Origin of the sequence: Echinicola salinicaeni (assembly GCF_014280965.1) — a bacterium.
Classification (GTDB): Bacteria; Bacteroidota; Bacteroidia; order Cytophagales; family Cyclobacteriaceae; genus Echinicola; species Echinicola salinicaeni.
On record NZ_JACODZ010000010.1, the window covers coordinates 21,574 to 34,786 of the forward strand.

The window sequence follows — 13,213 nt, forward strand, 5'->3', positions numbered from 1 at the left end:
AGTTATGCTGTTACTTTTATTTTACCTGTTACCACTTCACTGATAAGTGTGGTGCGGTATTCGGTTAGTAATTCGATTAGTTTTTGGGCTTTCGTCATTTTTGAATTTACTCTTCCAAGCTCATTTTTGATTTCATCCAAAATAGAATCTTGCTCGCCTTTTGGTGGTACCGCGACTTTTATTTCATGGATTTTATTTCTATTGAGTGAGCCAACAGCCGAACCCGCACTATATGATTTTAGATCCAGGCATTTTAATAAATGAAAAAGGTATTCTACGTTGTTTCCATAATTCTCTAATAAAAAGAGCGAGGTATTATGTGCCCAGTAAAAGTCTTCCTTTACAAAATTCACTTCTCCAACACTACCACTTCTTCCAACAGTAATTGATGGGCCTTTGGAAGTAAAAGTGTTATGATACCCAATAATTCCATTAGATCCATAAATTGGGATATCCCCATTTATAAAATTGGAAGAGGATAAATCATGACCTCTTTGAAAATATGAGACAAATTTCAATCTCTTTACCTCCCAATGCTCAGGAATATCCCCCAACCATTCCACACCAGATGGTTTTAGTTTTACATCTGGGTTGATGCCCTTGGTCACCGCTTGGTTGATGATGGCTGCTTTTTCTTCCTCATAGAGTGCTATAAGTTTTTTCTTGGCAGCTATGATGTTGTCTATTTCAGCAGTTTTAGTTTCGAGGTAGTTGGCAATTTGGGTTTGAACTTCCAATGTTGGAAAGGGAAACCAAAATTCCACAAATACATTCTGATACAAATGCTGTATTGTAGAACCATAAGATGTGTAATCATTGAACTGAGTAAACGCTTTTGATTTAAGCAACCAAAACAAATACTTAGTTGTAAAATCATCCTCTGTGGGTCTAACTACGAAAATACCACTATTTAAACAGGCTGGTTTATCGAGGTTTTTTACAATCGCTAGTTTTCCGATTGTTCCATCTTTTGTAATTAAAAGGTCTTCTTCCTGAAGTTGAATATAAGGGTCTTCTTCATACCTTTCTTGGTCTATTTGATAACAATCTTTCCATACAACAGTGTCTCTTTTAAAATCAGAACCTGTCACGAGATATGAATATCCTTTAATAAGAAACTCATCAGATTTAAGACCTTTCCAACCAACACGAGCTTTTACCGAACACTTATGCTTGATTTTCTTGATAGTCCAATCATTTGGTATTTCTCCAATCCACTCAATACCTGTTTCTTTATATGCTGGGTATCTTTCCATTAGTCCAATACCGATTTTTCAGATTCAACAATAGATTCTTCCAATGCCAAAATCTGAGCTTTGATCTCATTCAAAGGGCGTAGTGGTTTGAACTCGTAGAAGTACTTGGTGAAGTTGATTTCATAACCAATCTTGGTTTTATTTTCATCTACCCATGCTTCGGGTAAGTGAGGGATTACTTCACGTTCCATATATTCCTCAATGGTTTGAGGAACGAGATTGCCATCGGTATCTTTTTGTAGAAATGGAATGTTTTCATATTCACGCAAAGAAGTGTCTGGCTTTAGGTTGCCTTTTTTGTCTTTTACGGTTTCTTCATTTTCTTTGAGCGGTTGCTCAACGGTTACTCTCCAATAGCCAAAGAATTCATTAGGTACAATTTTGCAGAAGTCGTTTTCTTCAAAGTCACCATATAGTTTAGTAATGAACCCAATGCCTTTTGTGTTTCCGTTTTCAGCAACTTGTTTTCGCTTGTTGCCAAGGCTTTTTTGCATTTTCTCCCAAAAGCGGTTGAATTCAATTTTGCCTTCTTTGAGCAATTCTTCGTCCTTTTCACCAGTGGCGTTGATGAGTTGGATTTTCCCCTTTCGTTCTTCGCTTTTCTTGTTGGTCACTATCCAGATATAAGTAGAAATCCCTGTGTTATAAAACAATTGGTCAGGTAAGGCAATCACTGCTTCTAGCCAGTCATTTTCAATAATCCATTTTCGGATGTTGCTTTCTCCACTTTCTGCAGCTCCCGAAAATAAAGGAGAACCATTAAAGACAATTCCTATTCGACTTCCGTTTGATTTCATTTTAGAAATCATGTGCTGTAAGAAAAGGAAAGAACCGTCATTAATTCTTGGTGTGCCTGCTCCAAAGCGACCTGCAAATCCTTTGTTAGCGGCTTCATCATTAATGATTTTGGAAGCCTTTTTCCAGTCCACCCCAAAAGGAGGGTTAGAGAGCATGTAATCAAATTTTTCCTCTTCCAAACCATCAATCGTAAAGGTGTTTCCAAACTTGATGTTGCTAGGGTTTTGCCCCTTAATCAACATGTCTGATTTACAGATAGCATAGGATTCAGGGTTTATTTCTTGACCGAAGACTTCCAGTTTGGCTTTGCTATTGAGTTCGTTCAAATAAGTCTCTGCAACCGATAGCATGCCTCCCGTACCACAAGCAGGATCATAGACAGTTTTAACAACACCTTCTTTCGTTAGTATTTCTTTGTCTTCATTGAAAAGGATATTTACCATCAAACGAATGACTTCTCTAGGCGTAAAGTGTTCTCCTGCTGTTTCGTTGGATTGTTCCGCAAACTTTCTGATCAACTCTTCAAATACATACCCCATTTGCATAGTGTCCATATCGGTTAAGTCAATTGCTTCAAACTCCTTAACTACTTTGTAAAGCAAATCCGTTTTAGGATCATCCAAGCGGTCGATTTGGTCATCAAAGTTGAAGTATTCAATAATCTCTCTAGCACTTGTGGAGAAGCCATTGATATAGTTGCGAAGGTTAACGGCAATATTATCTGAATCCCCTTTTAGCTTTTCAAAATCGAATTTACTTCGGTTGTGAAAGTTGTTGCCTGCTATTTTGTTGAGTGTTAAATCTCTGGCACTTTCTTTCAAGGAAGCTACTTTTGGCAAGTAGTCCAGTACCTTTTGTTTGTTGGGAGCTAAGACACAATCTAGCCTTCTTAAAACAGTCATTGGTAAAATCACCTTACCATAATCCGATTGTTTGTAGTCTCCTCTTAGCAAGTCGGCAACTTTCCAAATGAGGTCAGCCTTTTCTCTAAAATTTTGCATCTATCCTTTAATACTTTTTAATATCCTTTTAATACTTCTTCTATATCTTTTTCACCTGTTAGTAATTCTGTGCTTCGCTCAGAGTTCCAATTGATGAATAATTCCTTTAAGTCAAACCGATATCGGCGAGAAAAGCTTTCTAGTGGTTCTATGGTCGCTTTCCTTTCGTTCTATTTTGCTCAATACTGCTTGGTCAATGTCTAATTGAGCAGCAGCTTGTTCCAACATTCCAAAGTTTTTTATCTAAATCGTTGAGGAATTTCTGTTCTGCTAGGTTCATGAAAATCTAATAATCTCTAATTATAGTATGTTGGCTAAAAAGATTAAACATCGAATATAGTAAATACTGCTTTTTATTCGAATCAAATATTCAAAGTATTTCAAAAGAAACCAGTCAGCAAAAATATGTGATATTTTAAAATAGATTTACGACATAGATCATTATAAAAAACGATTTTTCTCAATTGTTTTTCTTTAATTTTTTAATGGTTTTTATTGAATTTGTTATTAATTCCTGACCCCACTCATGATAACTCACAGCCCTTCGTAAAAATAAAATGTATAGAATGAAAGATAGAAAACCAATAAATAGAGTTTCTTTTGTATGCGTAAAAAATATGGACTGGTATAAAAATAGCAATACTGATATTAGAAAAAGGGATAAAAAAGCATTGTAGCACATGGTTCTAAGTGCGAAAAAAACATTTAACACTTTGCTGTTTTCAATTGCCTTTTCTCTTATCAGTGAAATTTCCTTGCCTCTTTTTCCAAAACTTATAGGGTGTCCCTTTGTTCTCTTTTTTCCCCATAGTTGAATTAATACTTTAAATATTTCGTATGATAGGTACTGCTGGGAAAAACCAATCAAATAGCTTATTAGAATTAATAATAATGCTGAATAAACATTTAGATGTTGTAATTGACCAGAAAGAGCACTAATAGAGAATGGTTCTGCTTGGATAAATGTAGCGAGTAATATCACTAAAGGTAGCCCTGGGATAATTGCTCCAAAAATATCGAAAATGCTTAATTTAAATGAATCCATTTTTATATTAATAATTTGTAGTTGATAAGGTATAGTAATTTATTGGATTGGATTTAGCTTACTATAATCCTGATAGCTGATTTGATCAACCCCATGGGGAATATATACTGCCTTATATTTATCTATTAAATCAGTTTTGGGCTTATAAGGATCAATTACGACCATTTTTTTTCCTTTACTTAAAAAATGTTGGGTTAGATATTCATTTATTCCCGGGTCTTGAAATCCATATCCAATAACTATTAAAATCTCTGATTGCTGTAAATTTCTTTCAAAGTGGTTGAATAAATTAACATAGTATTCATCTTCTACATATCTTATTGTTTTCTCAGTTGTTCCACTTAGAAAATCTGGGGATACATCATCCCATGTATGTTGAAATTCATGTTTGTTCGTTTCATCATTAAAAACCTCCTCAAGATAGCTACTAATTGCATAATTTGATTTAATTCTAACAGCTTCGTTATTTCGGTATATGATTTTATTAAAAATACTCCCATGGAGCTTAAAAAGACTAAGTTTTCCATCATAGATTCCAGTATATCTCTCGAGCTTCACCTTATAGCTCTTATGAACAATTTCATTACCATTTCTAAAATCATGAATTAAACTCCCGTAGAAGGGAGAGCCGGCTAACTCAAAGCCATCAGAAAAATGCTCAAATAAATCCGAGTGGTGCCGTCCCACCCAATCAAAAAATAAATCATGGTTCAGGGTATGAACTTTAATGTTGTGATCCCTAAGTAAATCCCCTATAAACCTAAAAAAAGGATTATAAGGATAATGGCCTGAGATACCAACATCCTCGAAATATTTCTTGTTATGTAATTGGGAACCTAATAATTGGTTAAAGCTGCGATTGAAATCTTCAATTCGGCTCCTACAATTTCGAGTAGGTTGGGAGCCTTTAAAATATCGGGAATTGAATTCAATATTAAATTTTTCTATTAAATCATTATTTTCCCTCTCACGCAAATATCCTGAATAAAAATCATAAAATGTTTCATAATGGAAATGATCTGGATTATCAATTACTTCATTATTATAAAATTCAAGAAATTCTTGAAGGAATAATCTTTCATGTTTTCTACTCCATCTATTTGGATCATTCTGGCCGTTTAGGAACATTGCATGCTCATCAGTGTGAATTAGGATTTCACTTTCATGTATTTTCCCCATCCTTTTGTTTAATTGCCTTACAGAGGGTAGCCCTTCAGGAATAGAAAAACCTGATCCAAGTAAAAAAGAAATAATTGCCATTTATTATGTTTTTTAATTTTCCTTTGCCATTGTCCCCTCTATATCATGAATAGCATTTACACCACCAAATTCAAAGCACAAATCAGGTATGGGAGGGTTTTTCCTGATTTTTTTACGCACAAACTTTTTAAAGTTTTCTTTATCGCTATCATTTGTCTTAAAATCCACGATTAATAAACCTTTTGAATAATCCTCTACAGATTTCATCCACCTTTTAATTAATTCATTTATATGTTCATCACGGAAGCTATATCCAACTACAAATAACTTATTGTATTTACCATAAGTTGATAATTCTTTTAAATTCCGAAAATAGAATTCAAAAGGATATTCATTCATTTTTAATGATTTTCCTCCACCAGTAATTATTGAAGGTGCAAGTGTCCATTTTTCTTTATTAATCCTATTGTAAACATCATGAAAAAATATGTCTTCACTTTTAAATTTTATTGCCTTATTCCTTGAGTAATCGTAAAATAAGGAAAGTGATCCGTGCAAATGATGAAGTTCAACATTTGCATCTGTATAGTCCTCACCGTATTTATGATCATTAAGTGCTGGATCAAAATCAAATTTGTCTATTTCAGTTCCTTTGAATTTGTGGGTAGCTGAACAAAAATCTGTTAGGTTTTCTGTACCAATATCTTCTAAAAGTATAGCTTCAGCTAAAAGGTCATAATTGAGAGTGAATACATACCCCTTTTTACAATTTTCAAATTGATATTTTAGAAATCTTGTGAAGTTATGTAGTTTTTCTGCGATACCCTGTTTGGTTACATTTCCATGAATAATTCCTAATATTTGGAATATGTATTTTTCATAAAGTGACTTAATTATTTCCTCATGTTTTAACAATTCAGGGTCGATTAAGTTGAACTTTTCTAAAAAGATTTTTCCAGTAACAGAATCGGTAAACCTTCTATACTTTTTTAAGCTATTATAAGCATCTTCTAATACAGAAAAGTTAACTTCAAAATCATCAAAATTGATTTGGCTGTTCCCTCCACATATTTCTTCAAAGAATTCTTTTTCAATCCCTGAAAGTTGATTGATAAATTTTTCTGTTATGACTTTTAATGAAAAATCTAAAGACAAGGCAATGGAAAGTCCATTGCCAAAAAGAAATAAGGGCGTATTTTCTACATTTCTCATTCTGAAAATATTATTATTTGTTCATAGGGATGTGAAAGACATGTTCATCCTAAATGTAAATCTTTTTACTTTCGCAAACTCCAAAACTAAAAAACTCCCAACTCCCAAAAAATACCCCACTTAGGGTATTTTTACCATTACCCTAATATCAAAAAAGCTTCCATCAAGGAAGCTTTGAGTATATCAGTTCTATAATATTTATTTCTTTTTATCAGGTAAATCTTCCCAAAAAGCATCATCAGGCATTAAGTCTTTAGGGGAGCAATTCATTTCATAAGCTAATCTATTTATATGGTTAAGATTATATTTACTATCTGAATTGGTGCTTTCTATTTGTCCTATAAATCCCTCAGTCTTACCCAAAAAAGCAGCAATATCTCTTTGAGAGATCCCTTTTTCCTTACGGACTTCTCTAATTTTATCTATTACCGCTATTTCGAATTTTGACTTTTTTGCCATTATGTTTTGCAAATACTAGAATCTTTTCTAGTTTTACGCTTAGTAATAACTAAGTATTATACCTTCTGTTTGAAGGAATTTATTAGTTTTGCGATACTTTGATTAAGATATCACGAGGCATCGCACTTACGTCTCTAAACTGAAAACGGCCAATTTTCTAATAGAAATGAGACAATAAGTGAAAATGCCCATGCCTTTGGCGTGGGCTCTCGCTTGCTCATTTCTAGGGTGCTTGGCCGTACCTCAGTTTAGGCAAGAAAGAGGGCCTGCGCCTTGTTTTTTACCTTGAGGCGTTCCATGAAAACTTTATAGCTATGGAACAGAAAACAAAACATTTTTCAGCGTTTGACCTATGGATGGAAAGACCGACCAGTAAGGAACAGAAATCATCAGTTTTTGTCCCTCACCAGTCCGGTATCACCATCTTCGACCTGGTCTTCCGCCGCAAACCAAAAAAACCTATTTGAGTCGCAAGATGATAGTAGATAGTCTCAAGACTCGATTTTTGTCTTGATACTAATACTTATCCCATATAACGATACCGTAAATAAATAAACCACTATCAAGCCTATTGTTAAATGAGTAGTAATTCTGTTCCGATTTCTGATTCAAGGAACAGGAACGATGGAAGTACTGGCTACTGAAATCTAGCTACTTCATACTCACAAAAGATCGGTATCCACTTTTAAGCCATCAAGATCGCTAGTATGATCCATTCTAGATACTCTGTACTAGCTACTTGATACTAACATATCGCAATTCGTAGGTTGCATTCGTCAAGTGATCCTCCGGAAGATCATTGGCGTCTGGTAGGGCAGCCTGGCCTGGGGCTTTATAAGCACTGGGAGTTTAATCAATTTCTTATAAATGTAGAAAGGACTGGAGCTAAAGATCAAAAGACAAAAGCCGAAAGCTTTGGAGTACAGATTGGACAGAGAACACGGATTCAGGAAACTGAGTGGCGGAAATATCTTCGTTTACGAAATCCTTATTTCCGGCCCTTGGAGCGTACGGTTTTTGAACAATTGAGGAAGGCGTTAAGAAAATGAGTTAGCTCGCGTCGTGGAACAGCGAGATCCACTCATTTTTAGTCTGGAACAATTGGACAAAAATCAAATTGGACATAACCTTTTGGACTCGTATACCATATCGACCCAATTTAAAGTACGCTCCACAGGCCTAGAGTTTTGGTACTTTTCATCAATGGAAAAGTACAGAAGAAAGTAAAAAGAGGATTGATCTTTCTGACAGGAGATTGCTTTTTCCGGCCCACCGGGATCGCAATGACGGGTTTGAGGACGTTCTCGACTCCGAAATCCAGTCTTATGTCTTTAGTCTAGCGTCTAGCTTCTGACAAGACTTCGAGTCTTGTCCCAACACTTTCTACACAACCGCATATTAAGCATGAAAAAAACAACGTTCACATGCTTCCTGGCATACCTATGCCTTTTTGGAAGCAACTTATATGGAAACCAATTGGAAGTTGCAGGCACCCCACCTACGGGGGCGGTAGGCGATACCGTCTCCCTGCAGGTAAAGCCACTGGAGATAGGCGATCAGGTGCCCGACCTGCTGATCAAGAATATCATCAACCATCCCAAGGGTGAAGGCAAACTCTCCGACTACCAGGGCAAGCTACTGATCCTGGACTTCTGGGCCACCTGGTGTGCACCCTGTGTGAAGGGCTTTCCGAAGATGGATAGCTTACGGCGGGAGTTTGAGGGGCAACTGGAAATACTGCCGGTAACCTACCAAGATCAGGAGGAAGTGGACAAGCTCTTCACAAAACTTTCCAGCCTAAAAGACATCCATATGCCCATGGCGGTTTCGGACAATACCTTGCGACAGCTATTTCCGCACAGGACCTTGCCCCACTATGTATGGATAGATCCTGAGGGTAAGGTAATGGCCTTTACCTCTAAGGAATCGGTGGTCCGGGACAGCATCAAGCAGGTACTGGATGGTGTAAAAGAATTGGAAAGCAAATCAGCTCCCAAGGCCCTGTTTAAAAAGAATGAACTGCTGTTTTTCGGGAACAGGGGATTTGATAAAGACAAGCGGATTCTACTGCAATCGGTATTTATGCCCTATATCGAGGACATGCCGGCCATGTACAAGGTCACGGGGGAATCCGATAAAAGCTGGGTGCGCATCTTCCTGACCAATTCCGACCTGCCCACCTATTTCGGGCTTGCCTATGGTGCGGGGAAGGTGGACTTTAACCGTAACCGCAGAATCCTAGAGGTGAAGGAACCCGACTTACTGAAATACAATGCCAATCTGGACAATTATGATGAATGGAAACTGGACCATCGCTTCTGTTATGAGCTTATCGTATCGCCCCAATACCCTGGGCAGGAATATGATATCATGAAAACCGACCTGGAAAGGATGTTCCCCGAATATCAGGCAGCTGTGGAGATGAGGGATACCGAGGTATTGGCCTTGGTGCGGACGGATACATCCATCGACCTGAGAACAGATGGTGGAGAAAATAAGATAGAAATGGATGCTTTTGGACTCGAGCTGAACAATGAGCGAATAGGACTGCTCCCCTATCACTGGCGTTTCCATCTTCAACTCATGAGGATTCCCATCGTGGATGATACTGGGATTGATTATAAGGTGGATATCAAGTTGGAGGGCAAGATGAATAATCTGGAAAGCATCAGGAAGACCCTTGTCCCATACGGATTGGACCTGGTCAAAAAGGTCATGCCCATCAAGATGCTGGTCATCAGGGATCGAGTCCAAGGGCAATAATAAATGAATTTTTAACCCTAATAATATCAATTATGAAAAAGATTTTACCATGGATGATTTGTTGTTTGCTGTGGTCCGGAATGGCCATGGCACAGGAGACCTATATCCTCAAGGGGAAGGTCTTGGACCATCGGGATGTGCCGTTGATTGGGGCGACCATACAGATAGCGGATAGTGGAATGGGAACGGTGACGGATGAATACGGAGTTTTTTCACTTCAGGTAGCTAAATCTGAGCTCCGCATAGTATTCAGCTATTTGGGCTACCAAAGACAAAGCAGGGACATTAGCCTACCCCTGGAGGAGGAGCTGATCGTAAAACTGGAAAAAGAAGCAATGGGACTGGAAGGCGTGGAAGTGGTCTCCACGGGTTACCAGCAAATTTCCAAGGAGCGAGCTACGGGCTCTTTTGTCCATCTGGACAGCAGCCTTATCGACCGTCCGGTTAGCACTAGCATTCTTGAGCGGCTTGGCGACGTGACACCGGGATTGATATTTAACCGTAATGGTCCTGCTTCTGATGCACTTTCCATCCGTGGCAGGAGCACCTTATTTGCCAATAGCAGTCCATTGATCATTGTGGATGGCTTTCCCTATGATGGTCCCATAGAAAATATCAACCCCAATGATGTGAAAAGCATTAATGTACTCAGGGATGCAGCTGCCGCTTCCATCTGGGGAGTAAAGGCCGGCAATGGAGTGATCGTGATCAGCACCAAAAGCGGCCGGATAGGCAGTAAGCCCAAGGTTTCCCTGAGCAGCAATGTTACAATCGGAGAAGTCTTTGATCCTTATTACCAACCCCAGATGTCGGTAAATGATTTTATCAATACCGAGCTGATGCTTTTTGACAGGGGATTTTATAATTCCAAAGAAAACACGCCGAGAAAGACAGCGCTAAGCCCTGTGGTGGAAGCCTTGATTGCTGCAAGGGATGGGGAGATCGACCAGTCAATAGCGGATGCCCGCATAGCTGCCTACAGAAAACAGGATCTGCGGGAGGCTTTTCTAAGGGATTTTTACCGAAAAAGCATCAATCAACAATACGCACTGAATATCTCCGGTGGCAGCGAAAGACAAAGTTATTTCCTGACAGCAGGTTGGGACAAGAACCTGGAGACCGTCAAGTACAGGGGCATGGAACGCTTTACCCTGGGAGGAAAACAGGAGATTAAGCTACTGAAGGATCGGTTAAAGCTAAGCACGGGCATCTACTTCACCAAAACCCATCAAGACCGCAATGGGCTGGCATATGGTGAACTCAAGCAATCCAGCAATGATGTGCTGGCCCCTTATGTGCAGTTCAGGGATGAAAATGGTAATCCTATGGCCATCACCAAGGACTACCGGGGTGGATTTTTGGATGGTGCAGAAGCTGAAGGTCTGCTGGACTGGCGCTATAATCCCTTGCAGGACATCCATGAGCAATCCGATATTTTGGAGGGCAGGGATATCCGTATGAACCTTGGATTGGATTATAAAATCATCAAAGGCCTGAATGCCCAAGTATCCTACCAGTACTGGACCAATGAGCAGGAAGTTAAACAGCACTATGGCGCAAAAAGTTATTATGCCCGTGACTGGGTCAACCAGTACACACAGGTGGATGAAGAGGGAAACATTACCCGCATCATTCCTGAGGGCGGGATTTTGGACCGTTCCCAATATTCAAGCTTTTCACATAACGGACGGGCGCAGCTGAACTATAAAACGGACTGGGAGCAAGGCGACTGGGTAACCATAGCAGGGGCAGAAATAAAGTCCTTTGAAAGTTCCAGTCTTGGGACCCGCTTTTACGGCTATAATGATCGGGTGGGTAATATTGCCCAGATGGACTATGTCAATCCCTATCCCGTGTATTATTTCCCCTCTGCCTCCTTACGCATTCCCAATGGGGACCAGGTAGGCGGGACAGTAGATCGCTACCTTAGCTATTACCTGAACTCTGCCTATACCCATCAGGGGAAATATACCCTTTCGGTAAGTGGCAGGAAGGACACCTCCAACCTCTTTGGAGTAGATGCCAATCAAAAGGGTGTCCCTCTTTGGTCCCTTGGGGCTGCCTGGATATTGAGTGAGGAAGATTTCTATCCCATGAAAGATTGGCTGCCCTATGCCAAGCTGAGATTTACCTATGGCTATAATGGCAATATAGACAAGCGGGTTTCTGCCTATACCACGGCCATAAGGAACGGCAACAGCAATATCACAGGTCTGCCCAAAGGAATCATCCTCAACCCTCCCAATCCATCATTGAGCTGGGAGCGCATTAAGATCGTCAACCTGGGACTGGACTGGGCATCGAAGGATGATAGGTTTTCGGGAACCATGGAATATTATATCAAAAATGGACTGGACCTGATCGGGGATATACCCTATGCCCCAAGTTCCGGCATTACGGAGTTTAGGGGAAACACGGCCAGCACACAAACACATGGCCTGGATTTTAATATCAGTGCTTCAGTGATCAGAGGCGCTTTCCAGTGGAGGATCAATCATTTCCATTCCTGGATCAAGGAAAGGGTCGGTGATTATGAGTTGGTGGGCCCTGTGAACCAATACCTTTCATTGGGAATGGGCGGAGATCATGATTTGCCCATACCACTTAGCGGAAAACCGCTCTATGCTATTTATAGCTATGCTTGGGCAGGATTGGACCCCGATACAGGAGACCCCTTGGGCTATCTGGACGGCGAAGCCTCCAATGATTATCGAGGTATCATCACTGGAGCCACCCCTGAAAGCCTGATTTACCATGGGCCATCCAGACCAAGCCATTTTGGTGCACTTAGAAATGATTTCAGTTGGCAAGGATGGAACCTTTCCTTTAATATCAGTTATCGCTTGGGCTATTATTACAGGAGGAACAGCGTGCGATATGCCACGGTACTCAATGCCCAAGGGGGACATGGGGATTTTGCATTGCGTTGGCAAAACCCAGGGGATGAAACCATTACCCACGTGCCATCCATGCCGGACAGGTTGAATGCCAACAGGGATAATTTCTACAGTTTTTCCTCGGTACTGGTGGAGAAAGGGGATCATATTAGGCTACAGGACATCCGCTTGGGATATACCTTTGACCAAAGGACATCGCCCAAACTGCCCTTCCAAAGAATGGCCCTATACGCCTATGCCAATAATCTGGGAATCATTTGGAAAGCGGCTAAGGATGATCCCTTGGACCCCGATTTTAGAACCGCCAAACCTCTAAAGAGCATTGCTTTGGGAGTGAAAATAGATTTCTAAAGCATTAAAGAAATAGCTCCGTCCGCCGTATTTCATGTTTAATTTTAACCGGATTGATTATTAAAAGCGAATCTTGGTGGGCGGGGCTTACTTTAAGTAAAAAGTAGCAAGATGATAGTAGTAAGAATTATAGAGAAAAGAAGAAAGAGGTTTACGTCACTGCGAGGAGCTTGCGACGCGGCAGTCTCGACTTCGAAAAACGTCATTGCGAGGAGCCATGCGACGTGGCAG

General features: G+C 39.7%; 8 protein-coding genes. 2 read left to right on the forward strand and 6 right to left on the reverse strand.

Annotated features, from left to right (window positions below; translation table 11 throughout):
* Positions 1–2: 2 nt before the first annotated feature.
* The 6 genes from H7U17_RS18240 to H7U17_RS18265 form a co-directional block, all read right to left on the reverse strand.
* The gene (locus tag H7U17_RS18240; protein ID WP_186758200.1) at positions 3–1,256 is read right to left on the reverse strand and encodes a restriction endonuclease subunit S; all 1,254 of its coding nucleotides are present in this window, start codon (positions 1,254–1,256) and stop codon (positions 3–5) included.
* The gene (locus H7U17_RS18245) at positions 1,256–3,055 is read right to left on the reverse strand and encodes a type I restriction-modification system subunit M (RefSeq protein WP_186758201.1); all 1,800 of its coding nucleotides are present in this window, start codon (positions 3,053–3,055) and stop codon (positions 1,256–1,258) included. The genes H7U17_RS18240 and H7U17_RS18245 overlap by 1 nt, the downstream gene beginning before the upstream one ends.
* 460 nt (positions 3,056–3,515) lie before the next feature.
* A complete protein-coding gene (locus tag H7U17_RS18250; protein WP_186758202.1) occupies positions 3,516–4,100 on the reverse strand; it encodes a hypothetical protein in 585 nt (194 codons plus the stop codon).
* Between the two features lie 39 nt (positions 4,101–4,139).
* Positions 4,140–5,360: an SIR2 family protein gene (locus H7U17_RS18255; RefSeq protein ID WP_186758203.1), complete on the reverse strand. Its 1,221-nt coding sequence runs from the start codon at positions 5,358–5,360 to the stop codon at positions 4,140–4,142.
* A gap of 12 nt (positions 5,361–5,372) precedes the next feature.
* Positions 5,373–6,512 (reverse strand): SIR2 family protein, encoded by a 1,140-nt coding sequence (locus H7U17_RS18260; protein WP_186758204.1) that lies wholly within the window; start codon positions 6,510–6,512, stop codon positions 5,373–5,375.
* Positions 6,513–6,710: 198 nt separating this feature from the next.
* Positions 6,711–6,971 (reverse strand): helix-turn-helix domain-containing protein, encoded by a 261-nt coding sequence (locus H7U17_RS18265; protein ID WP_186758205.1) that lies wholly within the window; start codon positions 6,969–6,971, stop codon positions 6,711–6,713.
* 1,404 nt (positions 6,972–8,375) lie between these two features.
* On the opposite strand from H7U17_RS18265, the gene H7U17_RS18270 reads away from it, so the two are divergent.
* Complete coding sequence (locus H7U17_RS18270) at positions 8,376–9,734, forward strand: TlpA family protein disulfide reductase (protein WP_186758206.1); 1,359 nt, start codon at positions 8,376–8,378, stop codon at positions 9,732–9,734.
* A 32-nt stretch (positions 9,735–9,766) separates the two neighbouring features.
* Positions 9,767–12,982 (forward strand): SusC/RagA family TonB-linked outer membrane protein, encoded by a 3,216-nt coding sequence (locus H7U17_RS18275; protein ID WP_186758207.1) that lies wholly within the window; start codon positions 9,767–9,769, stop codon positions 12,980–12,982.
* The last annotated feature ends 231 nt before the right edge of the window (positions 12,983–13,213 follow it).